A 17,438-nucleotide genomic window follows, 5' to 3' on the forward strand; every position below is an offset into this window, starting at 1 on the left:
CAAAAACGATGTGGATGTTGGAAACGCTGGAAGCAATTTAGATACTGATACTTATAATATTACTTATTACGATACCACAGCTATAAAAGACGATACAAAGTTTTTAGATAAAATTTTTGGGATTGGTAAATTAAGTTCTGATTTATTAACTGTTCTAGATGGGCAAAATTTAACGGCAGAGAGAGACGGTCTTCAAATGTATGGAACATTTAGAATTAAAGATGAAATAAAAAAAGATAATCTCATTTTAATTCCTTACCAAAGATTTGATGTTGGTCATACTATTTTAGGATCTTATCAAGAATCTGGTCTGGGAGCTATAAATGTTAGGAAACAACATGTTAGGTCCAAAAAAATAAGAGCAGGTTTATCAGCTATTGAGGATTTATCTAATGATAAATATACTTTTAAGAGACACGGCAAATTAGAATATGTTGCAGATGTCGATCGCTCTTCAAATTTTAAATATAACTATGTTGGTGATAGAAACACTAGTTTTAATGATAACTTGCATTCAGAAGCTTTTCACAACATCAATGGTGAAATTGGTATTGATATAGTTTTGCCTGATAGCTTTAGTATATTTTTAATATATGAACGTAATCAAGCAATCGACTCAGGACATACAGATAAATTACATCTCGCTGTTGGATATCTACCTAACAAAGAAACAAATTTTGCCTTTTCAATAGATGGAACTGATAGCATGAAATCAAATTATGCATTCAGTAAAAATATTAATGATTATAATATTGATCTAAAATTAACTAATGATTTGATGCAACCTGACGAATACGATGAAATTTCATTTAATTTAAAACGTCAGTTTTAGTTTAAAAATGAAAAAAAATAATACCTACATATTTTTATCTATCTTTTTTTTTCTCATATCTAAAATTTTTGCTCAAAATGCTCATGCAACTTTAAATAGTGGTGATCATGCTACACCTCTCTTTGTACAAAACTTTAGTGTTAGTGGTCAAGATACAGGGCCAAAAGGAATCACTTTTAATAATGATGGAACAAAAATGTATGTCACTGCAACGACTAATGATAAAATATACGAGTACACTCTGACTAGTGCCTTCGATATATCCACTGCTTCTTATAGAGGTTTTTTTAATTTTAATGGTAATTCTTTCAGCGTAAAATTTAATAACGATGGAACAAAGATGTTTACTGTAAGTTATTGGGATACTGGTGCAGCTATAAAAGAATTTTTACTTAGTACACCTTTTGATATAACATCAATCTCGGGGAATGGCACTACACCTGAAACCACTTTTAATTTTAAACCTTACGATAACAAACCTTTTGGTCTTGATTTTAATAACGATGGTACAAAAATGTTTGTTACTGGGAATAATGGAGATGATATAAACGAGTTTTCATTAAATGTGGGTTTTGATTTCTCCGAAGGTATTAATTTTGTACAATCAAAAGATCTGACACATCCCATGAGTTTGGCTACAAATGAAGATGAACCATTTGGTATAGAGTTTAATGAAGACGGCACAACTATGTTTGTAATAGGATCAAAAGGTAATGATGTTAATCAATACTCTTTATCTACAGCTTTTGATATCTCAACTTTATCTTTTGTAGGCGGTTTACATTTAAACACTCAGGAAATTAACCCATCTGGTATAGCATTTAGTGCTTCTGGATTAAAAATGTTTATTGTTGGTGACGACGGGGACGAGGTAAATGAGTATCATTTAAAATGTCCTTATAATCTTTTCATAGGAAAATGTAATTCAATTACAAAAAATAAAGATAGAACTGGAATTGCATTAGGTCAAATAGAAATTGCTAAAAGAACTATTGATCATTCAGTAGATACTGCATTAAACCGATTAAAGTGGATTAGAAGAAATAAAGACAAACAAAATTTATCAAACCTAAATATTGATATTAATTTTACCAATCAAAGATTGGCTTCTTTAACTGAAATTGTTAGAGCATCAGCTGTTAACAATAAAAATAAAGACGAAGATGTGTTTTATTGGAGTGAGGGAAGTATTTCTGTTGGAAGAATTGGAGATACAAGTATTTCATCTACAAAAAAAATCGATATGGATGCTTTAACTTTCGGTGTGGATAAATTTACTGATAATAAAGGAATAGCGGGCTTAGCATTTAGATTGGGTAGAAATAATGTTGATGTAGGAACTGCTGGAAGCAATTTAGATACTGATACTTATAATATTACCCTTTATTCAACATCACCAATAGAAGGTGATACAAAATTTTTAAATAAAATTATTGGGTTTGGTAAATTAAATTCTGATTTATTAACTGTTCTAGATGGACAAAATTTAACAGCTGATAGATCTGGCCATCAAATATATGGAACAATAAGAATAAAAAATGAAATTAAAAAAAATAATTTAACTTTTATTCCTTCAGGAAGATTTGATATTGGTCACACTATTTTAGGATCTTATAAAGAGTCTGGTGCCGGGGCAATTGATGTTCAAAAACAACATATAAGATCAAAAAAAATTCGAGCTAGTCTTGCAGCTGTGGAAGACATATCTAACGATAGGTATAATATAAAGAGACATGGTAAAATCGAATACGTTGCAGATATCGACCGTTCTTCAAACTTTAAATACACTTATGTGGATGATGGAAGTGTAGATTTCAATGATACTTTACACTTAGAAGCTTTTCACAACATCAATGGTGAAATTGGTATTGATGTAGTTTTACCTGATAGTTTTAGTATATTTTTAATATATGAGCGTAATCAAGCAATCGACACGGGGCACACTGATAAAGTGCATATTGCTGTTGGATATCTTCCTAACAAAGAGACTAATTATGCTCTTACAATTGAGGGCTCAGAAAATCTTTTATCAAAATTAGAAGTTAAAAAAAATATTAATGGGTTTAATTTAGGTTTTAACATCAAAGATGATTTAGCAAATTCAGGTGATTATAAAGAGGCTAATTTCACATTAAATAAAGTCTTTTAATTTAAATTTTAAGGGTTAAATTAATTTCTTTAAAATTTAGATGAGCACGCTTAAAAAAACACTTTTATTTTTAACTTTTTATTTTTGCATATCTAATATTTTTATTCAAAACGCTAATGCCATTTTACAGAGCGGCGACACACTTTCTACTTCCAATTATGAAGTAAGAACATTTGATGTTTCAGGTGAAGAAGCTGGGCCGAGAGATGTTACATTTAGTAATGATGGAAAAAAAATGTTTGTTGTTGGAAACGTTGGTGATGATGTAAATGAATATACTCTATCAGAAGCATTTAACATATCGTCAGCTGTTTTTGTCGATAGCTTTTCAGTTGCCAGTGAAGATGGTAATCCAATGTGTGTTAGGTTTAATAATGATGGATCAAAAATGTTTATTGCAGGAAGATCACAAAAAAAAGTATTTGAATATTCGCTCTCTGTAAATTTCGATATATCAGAAGCTGACTATACTGGAAATTCTTTTGATGTCTCATCGGAAGTTGCCAGCGTATTTCTTGGTCTAGCTTTTAGTCATGATGGAACCATGATGTATGTTACCGATGGTCAGAAGGCTATTTCAACCAGAAGTATTTATCAATATTCATTGAATAAAAGTTTTGATTTGTCTGGTGGAGCTAATCTTTTAAGATCAGCTAAAACAACAGTTAATATAGAAACTCTAACAACTAATGAAATTGAACCAAGTGGTATAGCGTTTAATAAGAATGGAACAAGAATGTTTTTGGTAGGAACAAATGGTAATGACGTTAATCAATATACTCTATCTGAAGGTTTTAACATTTCTACAGCTTCCTTTGATGGTGGTGTAAACAGAAGTAATAACCCTAATGGTATAGACTTTAGTCCTGATGGATTAAGAATGTTTATTGCAGATACTACACTCCAACTAGTACAAGAGCATCACTTGCCTTGTCCGTTCAACCTTTTTGCAGGAAAATGTGAAAAGATTACTCAAAATAGTGACCGTGCTGGAATAGCAGAGGCTCAATTGGAACTTGCAAAAAGAACAATTAATATATCAACAAATTCAGTTTTAAATAGATTGAAGTGGATAAAAAGAAACGAAGATAAACAAAATTTATCTAATCAGAATATTAAATTAAACTTTTCAAATACCATGCTTTCATCCTTAAACCAATTACCTATTTCATCCTTTAAAAAAATATCAAAGATTAAAAAAAATACTGAGTCTAATAAAAAATATTTTTACTGGAGCGAGGGCAACATTATGCTAGGAAGAGTTGGGGATACTAGCATTGCATCTACAAAGGAAATTAGTACAAATTCTTTAACTTTTGGTCTTGACAAATTCACTGATGATTATGGTATCGATGGATTAGCTTTCAGATTTGGAAGGGATGATGTTGATGTTGGTAATTCTGGAAGTCATTTAGATTCTAATACATTTAATGTAACCTATTACAATACATCGCCCGTAGAAAATGATACAAAATTTGTAGATAAAATTTTTGGGATAGGAAAATTGAGCTCTGACATTATCACTGATGTTAGTGGAAATAAATTGACAGCTAAAAGGAAAGGATACCAACTTTACGGAACTTATAGGCTTAAAGATGAATTTGTAAAAGGTAAATTAACTTTTATATCTTCCGAACAATTAGATTTAGGACATACTCTTTTAAAGAGATATAAAGAATCTGGAAAAGCAGAAGCAGCCATAAGTGTTAAGGACCAACATGTTGGAACATTAAATTTAAGAAAATCAATTGCTGTAGTTGAAGATTTATCAAATGAAAAATATGAATTCAAAAGGCATGGTAAAATAGAATATTTAGCTGATATTGATCGGTCTTCCAAGATTAAGTATACTTATGCTAATGATCCATCAAATTCTTACACGGATAAACTACATATAGGCTCTGTTCATAATATTAATGCTGAAATTGGTTTAGATTTAATTTTCCCTGATAGATATAGTATATTTTTAATTTATGAGAGAAATCAAGCTATAAATTCTGGTCACAATGATAATTTGTATATTGCAATAGGATATTTACCTTATGATGGTGCCGAATATGCATTTACAATCAATGGTTCAGAAAATTTATTATCGAAATTAGAATTTAAAAAAGATGTAAACGGTTTGAATTTAAGCTTTAATGTTAATGATGATTTAACAAATTTAGGTGAAAACAGAGAAGCTAATATTGTATTAAATAAAGTCTTTTAATTTATTTCAATAAGATTAAACTCAAAAAAAAGAGGTATATATGAGTTATCAATGGGACAATAAAAAACCAACAGCACAAATGCTTGGACGTTGGCAACCATTTCACGATGGTCATTATGCTTTATTTGAAGAAATTATAAAAAAAACAGGACAAGTTTGTATCCAAATAAGAGATGTACAAGGTGTTGATGACAATCCATTTGATTTTGAAACAGTAAAAAAAAAAATAGAAGAAAGATTAAATCCAAAGTTTGAGGGAAGATTTAAAATAGTATTGGTACCCAACATTACAAATATTTGCTATGGACGAGGAGTAGGATATAAAATTGAAGAAATTGTATTACCAGAGGACATTCAAAAAATATCAGCAACAAATATTAGAAAAAAAATGCGTGAAGATGGAGAACTTGAGTAAAATGTCAGTTCTTTTAAAAGATTTAGGTAATGGTATTAAAAATATAATTATAAATGATCCTAAAACATATAATTCACTTTCTTTTAAAACATTAGGATCTTTAATAAAGATATTTAAAAAATTAAATAACGATAATAAAACTCATGTCATTGTCATAAGTGGAAATGGTAAAGGTTTTAGTGCTGGTCATAATTTAAAAGAGGTTAAAGGTTTAAAAATAAGATCCAAATACTTAAAACTATTCAATTTATGTTCTAAATTAATGATTGATATAGTTGAATGTAGAAAACCAGTTATTGCAAAAGTTCACGGATCAGCTTACGCAGCAGGATGTCAATTAGCTGCTAGTTGCGATCTAACTTATTCATCATCAGATGCAAAATTTGCAACACCAGGAGTAAACATAGGTTTATTTTGTAGCACACCCATGGTTGCTGTCAGTAGAAAAATTAATAGAAAAAGAATGATGAAAATGCTTTTAACAGGTGAACCTATTAATGCAAAATACGCAAAAGAAATTGGTTTAATCAATGATTATTATCCAAAATCAAAATTAAATAAAAAAGTTTTAGAAGTTGCAAAAGTTATTTCATCTAAATCTAATGCCTCAATAAGAATTGGAAAAAAAGCTTTTTATAAACAATTAGAGATGCCATTAAAACAAGCTTACACATATACCAGTAAAATGATGACTTTAAATATGATGAAACAAGATGCCAAAGAGGGCATATCTGCTTTTTTAGGTAAAAGATCACCAAAATGGAAAAATAAATAATGCAAGAAATAGAAATTATTTTAAAAAATTCAAAAACAATTGCAATGATTGGAGTTAGCTCTTTAAAAGAAAAAGAGGATAGAACAAATTTAAAAAGAAAACCTTCAACAATTGTTATGAAGTATATGCAAGAATTTGGTTATAAAGTTATACCGGTCAATCCATTTGCAGTAGGAGAAATAATTCATGGTGAGAAAGTAGTGGCTAAACTAAGTGATATAAATGAAAAGATAGATATCGTTAATGTATTTAGACCATCCAAAGAAACCCCTGCAATAGCAGAAGATGCAGTTAAAATTAACGCTAAAGTTTTATGGTTACAGTATGGAATTAAAAATGACGCAGCAGAGAAAATAGCGAATGATGCAAAAATCAAGTATATTTCTAATCGCTGCATTAAACAGGATTATCAAAATATTTTTCAAAAAGTTAATCCAGTTTTTCCAGCATTAAAAAATTAAACAAACCGTAAAATGCTGAGAATATTTTTAATTTCATTTTTTTTATTTAATTCCAACGCTTTTGCTGAAGATTTAAAAAAAGTTTATTTTGGTGGAGGATGTTTTTGGTGTATGGAAGAATCTTTTGATAAAGCCAAAGGTGTAAAAGATGTGATATCTGGATATTCTGGAGGTACAACTAAAAATCCAACATATAAAGAAGTAACTTACGGAAACACAGGACACTTTGAAGTAGTTGAAATTGTTTACGATAGTAAAATTACGAACTTTGAAAACTTATTAAATATATTTTGGAAAAATATTGATCCTTTCGATAAGGCTGGTCAATTTTGTGACAAAGGATATAGCTACAGATCAGTTGCTTTTTACCAAAACCAAGAGCAAAAAAATTTAATAGAAAAAAGAATCAAAGAAATTGAGTCTCAGTACAATAAAAGTGTTGTAACTTATGTTAGAGATTTTGATAAGTTCTATAAAGCTGAAGATTACCACCAAAATTATTATCAAACAAATTTTATTAATTACTTACTTTATAAAAAGGGTTGTGGTAGAGAGAATAGACTAGAACAAATCTGGAAAAAATGAAAAATATTTTTATTGTCTATGGTCACTACAATCAAAATTCATTTAACGCAGCTATAAAGAATACATTTACAGAGGCAGCAGAAAAAAAAGGTCACACTGTAGATTGTGTTGATTTATATAAAGAGAATTTCAATCCAGTTTATGCAGGCGAAAAACCAGACGAAGTAGTTTTAGATCATCAAAAAAGAATTGATAAATCAGACATAATAGTTTTAGTTGCACCTATTTGGAACTATCGAATGCCAGCAATTGTAGAGGGCTGGATTGATAGAGTTCTTTCACCTCCTTGGGCATTTACTTTTAAAAAGTTATTTGGAAATTACGGTTACCCAAAAGGAAATTTAAAAGGAAAAAAAGTTATTATATTTTGTACTTATGGATCACCAAGATTTGCAGTCACAACTTTCTTTTTGAATATGCCTATAAGGCGATTAAAAAGAGGAGTTTTTTATATCTGTGGTATCAAAGATGTACTTTACAGAAGATATTTTGAAGTTCCTTTTGTATCAGATGAAAGAAGAAAAAAATATTTAAGAGACGTAGAAAATACTGCTATTAGTTTATAATTTATTTTTTTAGCTTATTAGAAAATTTTAAATTCTCAGAATTAAATTTTAATGAATTTTCTTTTATATATTGATCCATAATTTTAACTTTTTCATCTTCAAACTCTGCAACTTTTCTTTGATTTAAATCAACATACAATGATAAAACCTCTATTGTTGAGGCAACATATTTTTTTTCTTTATGAATCATTTCAAGTTTGTATTGAAGTCTTTTTTTGTCATGATCAAAAAAAATTAAGTTAACATCTACATCTTCTCCTTCTTTTACTTCTTGATTATATGTAATATGAGATTCAACAACCATTGTACTTTTTTTTGTGGTTTTTGCAGATTCTTCTCCCATTTGGAACTTGTTCATTAATATTTCTGCACCAAACAAATCAAATATCAAAACGTAGTATGCGACATTCATGTGCCCATTATAATCCGTCCAATCCTTAATTATTTTTTTGGATGTTAAATAAAGAGTCATTTTTTCTTAAATTTACACTTAAATATTATATTATAAAATTGTGAAATTTAATATTTTTAAAATATTTTTTTTAATAATTATTTTTTTTAATACAAAATTTTCTTATGCAGAAATTTTGAAACCTAATATTTCTATTTTGCCATCTGAAGTTGTCAAAATACAATTAAGCAGTTTACAAAATAACAATTCTCCCAATATCGACTCTGGAATTTTACAAACTTGGGAATTTGCACACCCAAAAAATAAAAGTTTTACAGGTCCGTATGATAAATTTAAAAATATGATTAAAAAAGATACATATTCAATCTTAATTAATCATAAGTCGCACGAGGTAAAAGAGATGTTTAAAAATGAAAACGTTGCTACATACGAAGTAGTTATTTTAGGAAAAGATAAAAAATTTTATAAATTTAAGTGGCAGGTTGAAAAGTATAATAAAGAGGGACCACTTAAAAATTGCTGGTTAACGACAGCTGTTTTAGCGCCAAAAGTATTAGGTTCTTCCGTTTAATTGTTCTCTGCAGGTTTAACTTTTCCATTTTCCATCTTTGGAGGCGAATATTTTGTATCTGGAAGGAAACTGTTATCGAACCTTAAATAAACCAAGGTTAAAATCAAAAGTATCAAACTAATCAATGCAAGGGGCAAAAAAGGTAATTTTTTCTCTGATAATTTAAAAGCAAATTTAATTAAATAAAAAGTTATAAAAGGAGCTAAAATGCTTAATATAATTAATATTTTTTTTGTCATAGTGCGTCATTAGAATTATATATTAAAATTCTCATTTTGGTAATTTCACAATATGTCCAAGCCTCCATTTTATCTAAGAATCCCAATTTTGATGGCAATCCTTTGCTTACCACCTATTGGCGCAAACCAAATTGGATGGTACTTTTGGGGTAAAGAAGTAGGTCTTAATTGTGGAATGATTGTGGGCGCAATTAGCGTTACAGTAGCAGGCTATCTTATGTATATAAAAGATTGGCGAGACTTTGAAGATGATTAGCAAAATTTATGTTTCGTAAATTATTAAAATTTAGTAAAAGTTTACTGTGAAATCTAAAAGTAAAGTAGTTGTTGTTGGAGGTGGGGTAGTAGGAGTTAGCGCGCTATACCATTTAGCAAAAAAAGGTTGGTCTGATGTTGTTTTAGTTGAAAGAAAAGAACTTACTTCAGGATCGACTTGGCACGCAGCAGGGCTATTACCTTTATTCAACATGAGCTATTCAGTTGGTCAATTACATAAATATGCAGTTAACTTGTACGGTAAGTTAGAAGAAGAGACAGGAAAAAATGTAGGCTTCAGTAGAGTATCTAATATTAGACTTGCAAACAATAAAGATAGAATGGATGAATATTTTCAGTATGCAGGTGTAGCACAAACAATTGGGGTTGATGTAAAATTTTTAACTCCAGATCAAGTAAAAGAAATTTGGCCACTATGTAATACATCTGACTTAGTTGGTGCGATCCAACATCCTGAAGATGGTTACATTCAACCAGCAGATTTAACACAAGCTTTAGCTACAGGAGCTAGGAACAGAGGCGCAGAAATTTATAGAAACACAACAGTTGTCGGAATTAAACAAACTAAAAATGGTTGGGTTGTTGAAACTGATAAAGGATCAATAGAGTGTGAACATGTAATTTCTTGTTCAGGAAATTTTGCAAGACAAACTGGTAAAATGGTGGGATTAGATATTCCTGTTATACCAGTAGAACACCAATACATTGTTACAGAACCTCATCCAGAAATTCAAAAAAGAAAAAAAGAAGGTTTACCAGAAATGGGAGTTTTAAGAGATAGTGATAGTAGATGGTATATGAGAGAAGAAGCAGGAGGATTAATTTTAGGTCCATATGAAGATGGTGCTCCAGCATGTTATGTTAATGGACCATCTAAAGAGTCAGAGTATGAATTGTTTCAAGAAGATTTAGATAGACTAGCACCCCATATAGAAGGCGCGATACACAGAGTCCCAGCTTTTGGTGAAGTTGGAGTTAAGAAAGTTTATAACGGTGCAATTTGTTATACACCTGATGGAAATCCAATTGTTGGACCAGCTTGGGGATTAAAAAATTTTTGGATTAATGAGGGACATAGTTTTGGAATAACCGCGGCTGGAGGAGCGGGTTGGCAATTAGCTGAGTGGATTGTCGATGGAGAGCCTACAATTGATATGCTTGGTGTTGAACCAAGAAGATACGGTGACTATTGCTCTAAATCATATTTAATTAAAAAGAATGAAGAAGCTTATAGCCACGTTTTTATAAATCATTTCCCAGATGAAGAAAGACCTGCAGCAAGACCTTTAAGAACAGCTCCGTGTTACGATAGAATGAAAAATTTAGGTGCTGTGTTTGGTCAAAAATTTGGATGGGAAAGACCGAATTTTTTTGCAACAGATGGAATGGAACAAAAAGATGATTGGTCATTTAGAAGATCCAAATGGTTCAGTGCTATAGAAAAAGAATGTAAGAATGTAAGAGAAAATGTTGGCTTGTTAGATATGACGGCTTTTGCAAAATGTAGAATAAAAGGACCTGGTGCTGAGGCTTTTTTAGATAAACTTGTAGCAAATAAATTACCAAAAAAAATTGGAAGAATTAATCTTTGCCACGCACTAAATACAAAAGGGGGAGTTCACTCAGAATTTACAATCATGAGAGAGTCTGAAACAAGTTTTTATCTTGTGTCCGCTGGTGCTTTTCAAAGATTAGACCATGACTGGATTTTAAAATGGATGCCAAATGATGGATCTGTTCAATTTGAAAATTTAACAAATAGCAATGGCGTTCTTGTTGTTGCTGGACCAAAAGCTAGAGAGCTAATGCAAAAAGTTTCAAAAGACGATTTTTCAAATGAAAACTTTAAGTGGTTAAGTTCTAAAATGGTTGATGTAGGTTATGCACCTGTTAATGCAATGAGAGTGAATTTTGTAGGAGAGCTTGGATGGGAACTTCATCATCCAATTGAATATCAAAATCACATTTTCGATAAATTAATGGAAGCAGGAAAAGATTTAGGAATTAAACCTTTTGGTATTAGAGCTATGAATAGTTTAAGAGTTGAAAAATCATACAAACTGGTTGGTACAGAATTATCTATCGAATACTCACCATATGAAAGTGGTTTAGATAGATTTATTCACCCAAATAAAGGAAGCTTTATAGGTTTAGAAGCTTTAAACAAGTGGAGAGAAAAGGGATTTAATAATAAATTAGTCACATTAGAAATTCATAATCCAAAAGACGCAGATGTTCTTGGAAACAATCCTATTTATGAAAATGGAAGTGTTATTGGAAGAGCAACAGGTGGTGATTACGGTTTTAGATTAGGTAAATCAATTGCACTAGGCATGGTTAAACCAGAGCTTGGTAATGTAGGACAGAAATTAAAAGTTGAAATTTTAGGTGAGAAATATGATGCAACCATTCTGGATGAAAGTCCTTATGATCCAGAAAATAAGTTATTGAGAGCATAATGAAAATATTAGTGGCTGTAAAAAGAGTAATTGATTACAACGTCCAAGTTAGAGTAAAGGATGATGGAACCGGTGTTGTAACTGACAATGTAAAGATGTCAACCAATCCACCAGACGATAATGCAATCGAAGAAGCGGTAAAAATAAAAGAATCAGGTAAAGCTAAAGAGGTTATAGCAATTACAATAGGAGATGATAAAGCTCAAGAAACAGTAAGAAAAGCTCTTGCTGTAGGAGCGGACAGAGGTATTCATGTTAAAGTTGATGGAATAGTTGAACCACTAGCTGTTTCTAAAATATTAAAAAAAATAGTTGAAAAAGAAAATCCAGATTTAGTTTTTATGGGCAAACAAGCAATTGATGATGATTGCAATCAAACAGGTCAAATGTTAGCTGCAATATTAAATTGGCCACAAGCAACTTTTGCCTCAAAAATTGAGGTTAAAGAAAAATCTTTAGAAGTCACTCGAGAAATTGATGAAGGTTTAGAAACGATAGAGGTAAATATACCTGCGATTGTAACCTGTGATCTAAGACTTAATGAACCAAGATATGCATCATTACCAAATATTATGAAGGCAAAGAAAAAACCTTTAGAGCAGTTAAATGCATCTGATTTAGGGGTTGATACTAAAGCGAGAATCGAGCAAATTAAAGTAGAAGAACCGCCAAAAAGAAAAGCTGGTATAAAAGTCGCAAGTGTATCAGAATTGGTTCAAAAATTAAAAAATGAGGCTAAAGTAATATAATGTCAGTTTTATTAATAGCGGAACATAATAACTCAGATCTTAGACCATTTACTTTTAACGCAGCAACAGCCGCATCAAAAATCAATGAAAATTTACATGTTCTAGTTCTTGGAAACAAATCAGATAGCGTTGCAAAAGCTGCAAGCGAAATACCATTAGTCAAAAAAGTGATCCATGTTGATAATGAAATATTTGATAATTTTACTGCTGAAAATTACACATCTACGATTTTAAAGCATGTAGATAATTATTCACACATTGTTTGTTCAGCAAATACGTTTGGAAAAAATTTAATGCCCAGGGTGGCAGCATTACTAGATACGTCACAAGTTAGCGATATAGTAAATGTTATTTCTGAAGATACTTTTTTAAGACCAATTTATGCAGGTAACGCATTTGCAACTGTTAAAAGCACCGATAAAAAAAAATGTGTAACTATTAGACCAACATCTTTTGATCCAGCACCTTCAACCGGAGGATCAGCAGAAATAGTTAAATCTGAGCCAGGAGATAAGTTTGAAAGTTCAAAATTTGTAAAGAGAGAAGAAATAAAATCTGATAGACCAGAGTTAGGTACTGCAAGAGTTGTTATTTCTGGTGGAAGAGGAATGCAAAATTCAGATAACTTTAAATTGATTTCTGCTATCGCAGATAAACTTAACGCAGCGATAGGAGCGTCAAGAGCAGCTGTCGATGCAGGTTATATCACTAACGATCATCAAGTAGGCCAAACTGGTAAAGTTGTTGTGCCCGATTTGTACATTGCGGTTGGAATATCTGGAGCTATCCAACACTTAGCTGGAATGAAAGAGAGTAAAGTAATCGTTGCAATCAACAAAGACGGAGAAGCTCCAATTTTTAGTGTTGCAGATTATGGGCTAGAGGCAGACTTGTTTGAAGCATTACCTCAATTTTTAGAAGAATTAAATAAACTCAATAGTATTCAAAAGTAATTCATGACTAGAGAAGTTATGGAATATGATGTTGTTATTGTTGGTGGAGGACCATCAGGATTAGCAACAGCAATAAAACTGAAACAATTAAATTCTGAAATCAATGTCTGTGTTTTAGAAAAGGGAGCAGAAATTGGTTCACATATTTTATCAGGAAATGTTTTTGAAACGAGAGCTTTGGATGAATTAATACCTAACTGGAAAGAATTAAACTCACCAATTAAAACTAAAGTTACAAAAGAAAAATTTTTATTTCTTGGAAAAACAAAATCAATTAGTTGGCCAACATGGCTGCTACCAAAAGTTCAACAAAATCATAAAAATTACATTATAAGTCTTGCAAATTTGTGTAGATGGTTAGCTGAAAAAGCAGAAACATTAGGTGTAGAAATATTCCCAGGCTTTCCAGCATCAGATATTTTGTACCATGAGGATGGCTCTGTAAGAGGTGTTATCACTCAAGACATGGGTTTAGATAAAAACGGAGAAAAAAAAGATAGCTACGAGCCTGGAATGGAACTACATGCAAAAGTAACTGTTTTTGCCGAAGGCTGTAGAGGACACTTAGGAAAAAATTTAATTAAAAAATTTGATTTGAGTAAAGGAAAAAATCCACAGCAGTACGGTATCGGTTTTAAAGAAATTTGGAAAGTAGATGAAAAAAATCATGAAGAAGGATTAGTTATGCACACTGCTGGTTGGCCATTAGACAATAATACATACGGTGGAAGTTTTGTTTATCATGCTGAAAACAAAGAAGTTTATTTAGGATATGTAATTGGTTTAGATTATCAAAATCCTCATCTCTCTCCTTTTGATGAATTTCAAAGATTTAAAACACATCCTGCAATTTCGAAAATGCTAAATGGAGGTAAAAGAATTTCATATGGTGCAAGAGCATTAATTGAGGGAGGAATTCAAAGTCTCCCAAAAATGTATATGCCTGGTGCTTTATTAATTGGATGTGATGCAGGTACTTTAAATATGCCTAAAATAAAAGGTTCGCACACAGCAATGAAAAGTGGCTTAATAGCTGCAGAAACAATAGTTGAGCATCTAAAAGATAAAAAAGATTTATCAATATATGAGCAAAAATTTAATAAAAGCTGGGCTTATGAGGAATTACATGCAGCAAGAAATGTTAAACCAAGCTTTAGTTGGGGTTTAATTTTAGGAATTATTTTTACTGGGATTGATCAAATATTATTTAGGGGAAAGCTACCATTCACATTGAAACATAAGCATGCAGATCATGAAACTTTAAAACCAGCAAATAAAATGCCAGTTATAGAGTACCCAAAACCAGATAATATCTTAACTTTTGATAAAACTAGCTCTGTATATTTAACTGGAACAAATCACGAGGACAATCAGCCAGTACATCTCCAGCTAAAAGATAAAGAGTTACCAATAAAATATACTTTAGAAAAATATGATGAACCTGCACAAAGATATTGTCCGGCAGGTGTTTACGAAGTTCAAAATGAAAATGGTTCACCTAAATTTGTAATAAATGCTCAGAATTGTATCCATTGTAAGACATGTGATATAAAAGAACCTTCCCAAAATATTACTTGGGTAACACCAGAAGGAAGTGGTGGTCCAAGATACGGGAATATGTAATTTAAGATAAGTCTATTGCGTATTTTTTTAAAGTTTCAATCGGAATAAGTTTCAAAGTATTTTCGTGAGTTCTTTTTAAAAAAATAGGACATCCTTTATTAGCATCAATTGCTCTTGCGTACCAACTTGCACAAACACACCAGCAATCACCATCTTTTAAACCAGGAAATCCAAATTCTGGATGAGGTGTTATTAAATCATTTCCAGCTTCTTTGCACCAATTTAAAAATTCATTAGATACTTTTGCACAAACTGTATGAACACCTTTATCATTTTCATCGGTATTACAACATCCATCCCTATACCATCCAGTCAATGGATCTGAAGAACATAATTCAAGATCTTCACCTAATACGTTTTTTTGTTTCTTAGTCATGAAAAACGTCAGCAACTTTTTTGTCTAATTCAACATTAAAAGAGAATGATCTTCTCTCGCCATCAACGACAAAAGGATATGCAGTATGCATAAGATAGTTTGGAAATAATATTAAATCACCAACCTTTGGCACATGATTATAAATACTTTTATTTAAAAACATCCTAGAACCATTTATAAAATCTATTGTTCCATTAGTTTTCTTTTTCTTTTTACTAAAATTTAAGTTTTTTGGTATTTTTAGATATCCTACACCAGATATATTCCCGTCATGGTAATGAACTGGATTGTATTCATTTTTAAATTGTCTAACCACCCAAAAATTTTTAATATTTATTTTATTGGTTGATTTATTAATTGTATTTTTCAAATAATTTTTTACTTTTTCGTGAATAAACTTTTTAAGCTTTTTATTTATAAAATTTTTGGAAAGCTCAATCTCTTGATATACTTCACCAACTAATTTTTTAGAATAATCTTTTTTTTTAGATTTTTTTTCATTTAATATAATTCTTTCGACCTCTTGATTAATATCGTTTACAACTTTTTTACTAAGTTTTATTTTTGCTAATTTAGGACCAAAAGGACTTATTATATTAATTTTTTTTGACATTATATTTTAGTTGGATTTGGTTGACCTTTATAAACAACTTCAGGGTCAAACTTCTTCTCTTTTTCTTCAAATTTCATTTTTATTTCTCTCGCATTGTCAATTTTTCCTAGAGGAACAGATCTATAAAAACAAGATCTATATCCAACATGACAACTAGAACCTGACCCAATGTCTACAGTTAACCATACGGCATCTTGATCATCATCAATTCTAACTTCTATAACTTTTTGCACAAAACCACTTGTTTTACCTTTGTGCCAGATTTGATTTCTTGATCGACTCCAGTAATGAGCTTCTTTAGTTTCAATTGTTTTTTTTAAAGCCTCCACATTCATATAACCATGCATTAATATTTCTTTTGTCTTTGAACATGTAGTGATGACAGGAATTAATCCATCATTATCAAATTTAGGGGACAATAAATTTCCCTCCTCAATATCTGTGACATTTTCTCTTTTTTTAAACATATTTTTAGAAGTATTTAGCACATAAAAGATTATAATAAATATTTTAAAAAAGTTAAATTATATATATAACTATCGCGATGAAATTAGTTAAAGAACAAAATAAGCCAATAAAAAATAACGAAGTATCAGATAAAGAAGCTGAAGAGGCTTATATCAAAATATTAAAATGGATAGGGGAAGATCCAAGCAGAGAAGGATTATTAGAAACTCCTAAGAGAGTTTTAAAAGCATATAGAGAATATTTTAAAGGTTACCAGGAAGACCCTAATAAAATACTAAGCAAAACTTTTGGCGATGTAGAGGGATACAACGATATGGTAATACAAAAAAATATATCAGTTCAAAGTCATTGCGAACATCATATGGCACCGATTTTAGGAATTGCACATGTGGCTTACATGCCAAATGAAAGAGTTGTAGGTTTAAGTAAACTTGCTAGAGTTGTAGAAGTTTTTTCAAGAAGGATGCAAACTCAAGAAAGATTAACAAAACAAATTGCAACAACCTTGATGGACTCTTTAGAAGCAAAAGGAGTAGCTGTAACAATAAATGCAACTCATCAATGTATGACAACTAGAGGAATTAAAAAAGAACAAGCCACAACTATAACTAATTATTATTTAGGTAAATTTAAAGACGACCTAGCTTGTCAAAATAGATATCTAAGATTTATTAGTAGCAAAATCTAATAAATTTAAAAAAAGT

At 30.6% G+C, this 17,438-nt stretch carries 19 protein-coding genes; 15 read left to right on the top strand and 4 right to left on the bottom strand.

Annotated elements, in window-relative coordinates; translation table 11 throughout:
- From AMN80_RS00605 to AMN80_RS00640, 8 genes are all read left to right on the top strand, one after another.
- Positions 1–832: autotransporter outer membrane beta-barrel domain-containing protein (locus AMN80_RS00605; protein ID WP_143323366.1), on the top strand; the 832-nt coding region annotated here is incomplete at its 5' end.
- A gap of 7 nt (positions 833–839) precedes the next feature.
- Positions 840–2,981 (top strand): autotransporter outer membrane beta-barrel domain-containing protein, encoded by a 2,142-nt coding sequence (locus AMN80_RS00610; protein WP_075520096.1) that lies wholly within the window; start codon positions 840–842, stop codon positions 2,979–2,981.
- A gap of 40 nt (positions 2,982–3,021) precedes the next feature.
- Positions 3,022–5,193 carry an autotransporter outer membrane beta-barrel domain-containing protein gene (locus AMN80_RS00615; protein WP_082256516.1) on the top strand — a complete coding sequence of 724 codons (2,172 nt, stop codon included), beginning with the start codon at positions 3,022–3,024 and terminating at the stop codon, positions 5,191–5,193.
- A 40-nt stretch (positions 5,194–5,233) separates the two neighbouring features.
- A complete protein-coding gene (locus AMN80_RS00620; RefSeq protein ID WP_075520097.1) occupies positions 5,234–5,608 on the top strand; it encodes a cytidyltransferase in 375 nt (124 codons plus the stop codon).
- Positions 5,592–6,383: an enoyl-CoA hydratase gene (locus AMN80_RS00625; RefSeq protein ID WP_075520098.1), complete on the top strand. Its 792-nt coding sequence runs from the start codon at positions 5,592–5,594 to the stop codon at positions 6,381–6,383. Before AMN80_RS00620 ends, AMN80_RS00625 begins: the two co-directional genes overlap by 17 nt.
- On the top strand, positions 6,383–6,844 hold the full coding sequence (locus AMN80_RS00630; RefSeq protein ID WP_075520099.1) for a CoA-binding protein: 462 nt from the start codon (positions 6,383–6,385) through the stop codon (positions 6,842–6,844). Before AMN80_RS00625 ends, AMN80_RS00630 begins: the two co-directional genes overlap by 1 nt.
- Positions 6,845–6,856: 12 nt before the next feature.
- Complete coding sequence (gene msrA / locus AMN80_RS00635) at positions 6,857–7,429, top strand: peptide-methionine (S)-S-oxide reductase MsrA (protein ID WP_075520100.1); 573 nt, start codon at positions 6,857–6,859, stop codon at positions 7,427–7,429.
- On the top strand, positions 7,426–7,995 hold the full coding sequence (locus tag AMN80_RS00640; protein WP_075520101.1) for an NAD(P)H-dependent oxidoreductase: 570 nt from the start codon (positions 7,426–7,428) through the stop codon (positions 7,993–7,995). The genes msrA and AMN80_RS00640 overlap by 4 nt, the downstream gene beginning before the upstream one ends.
- Position 7,996: 1 nt before the next feature.
- Here AMN80_RS00640 and AMN80_RS00645 read toward each other — a convergent pair whose 3' ends face one another.
- The gene (locus AMN80_RS00645; protein ID WP_075520102.1) at positions 7,997–8,467 is read right to left on the bottom strand and encodes a thioesterase family protein; all 471 of its coding nucleotides are present in this window, start codon (positions 8,465–8,467) and stop codon (positions 7,997–7,999) included.
- 40 nt (positions 8,468–8,507) lie between these two features.
- Here AMN80_RS00645 and AMN80_RS00650 point away from each other — a divergent pair, with 40 nt between their 5' ends.
- From AMN80_RS00650 to AMN80_RS00680, 6 genes are all read left to right on the top strand, one after another.
- Complete coding sequence (locus tag AMN80_RS00650) at positions 8,508–8,978, top strand: hypothetical protein (protein ID WP_179850261.1); 471 nt, start codon at positions 8,508–8,510, stop codon at positions 8,976–8,978.
- A gap of 291 nt (positions 8,979–9,269) precedes the next feature.
- Positions 9,270–9,473 carry a hypothetical protein gene (locus tag AMN80_RS00660; RefSeq protein ID WP_075520105.1) on the top strand — a complete coding sequence of 68 codons (204 nt, stop codon included), beginning with the start codon at positions 9,270–9,272 and terminating at the stop codon, positions 9,471–9,473.
- Positions 9,474–9,519: 46 nt separating this feature from the next.
- A complete protein-coding gene (locus AMN80_RS00665; protein ID WP_075520106.1) occupies positions 9,520–11,952 on the top strand; it encodes a GcvT family protein in 2,433 nt (810 codons plus the stop codon).
- On the top strand, positions 11,952–12,701 hold the full coding sequence (locus AMN80_RS00670; RefSeq protein ID WP_075520107.1) for an electron transfer flavoprotein subunit beta/FixA family protein: 750 nt from the start codon (positions 11,952–11,954) through the stop codon (positions 12,699–12,701). The genes AMN80_RS00665 and AMN80_RS00670 overlap by 1 nt, the downstream gene beginning before the upstream one ends.
- Positions 12,701–13,654, top strand: coding sequence for an electron transfer flavoprotein subunit alpha/FixB family protein (locus AMN80_RS00675; RefSeq protein WP_075520108.1), 954 nt, complete (start codon positions 12,701–12,703; stop codon positions 13,652–13,654). Before AMN80_RS00670 ends, AMN80_RS00675 begins: the two co-directional genes overlap by 1 nt.
- 3 nt (positions 13,655–13,657) lie before the next feature.
- Positions 13,658–15,277 carry an electron transfer flavoprotein-ubiquinone oxidoreductase gene (locus AMN80_RS00680; RefSeq protein ID WP_075520109.1) on the top strand — a complete coding sequence of 540 codons (1,620 nt, stop codon included), beginning with the start codon at positions 13,658–13,660 and terminating at the stop codon, positions 15,275–15,277.
- A gap of 1 nt (position 15,278) precedes the next feature.
- On the opposite strand, the gene AMN80_RS00685 is transcribed toward AMN80_RS00680, so the two are convergent.
- From AMN80_RS00685 to hisI, 3 genes are read right to left on the bottom strand one after another with little or no spacing between them, the layout of a single operon-like run.
- Positions 15,279–15,653 carry a DUF2237 family protein gene (locus tag AMN80_RS00685; protein ID WP_075520110.1) on the bottom strand — a complete coding sequence of 125 codons (375 nt, stop codon included), beginning with the start codon at positions 15,651–15,653 and terminating at the stop codon, positions 15,279–15,281.
- The gene (locus AMN80_RS00690) at positions 15,646–16,266 is read right to left on the bottom strand and encodes a putative 2OG-Fe(II) oxygenase (protein WP_075520111.1); all 621 of its coding nucleotides are present in this window, start codon (positions 16,264–16,266) and stop codon (positions 15,646–15,648) included. The genes AMN80_RS00685 and AMN80_RS00690 overlap by 8 nt, the downstream gene beginning before the upstream one ends.
- Positions 16,266–16,733, bottom strand: coding sequence for a phosphoribosyl-AMP cyclohydrolase (gene hisI / locus AMN80_RS00695; RefSeq protein ID WP_075520112.1), 468 nt, complete (start codon positions 16,731–16,733; stop codon positions 16,266–16,268). The genes AMN80_RS00690 and hisI overlap by 1 nt, the downstream gene beginning before the upstream one ends.
- A gap of 77 nt (positions 16,734–16,810) precedes the next feature.
- Between hisI and folE the strand changes: the two genes are divergently transcribed.
- Positions 16,811–17,422 carry a GTP cyclohydrolase I FolE gene (gene folE, locus AMN80_RS00700; protein WP_075520113.1) on the top strand — a complete coding sequence of 204 codons (612 nt, stop codon included), beginning with the start codon at positions 16,811–16,813 and terminating at the stop codon, positions 17,420–17,422.
- Positions 17,423–17,438: the final 16 nt, after the last annotated feature.

Source organism: Candidatus Pelagibacter communis (assembly GCF_001179985.1).
Taxonomy (GTDB): Bacteria; Pseudomonadota; Alphaproteobacteria; order Pelagibacterales; family Pelagibacteraceae; genus Pelagibacter; species Pelagibacter ubique_J.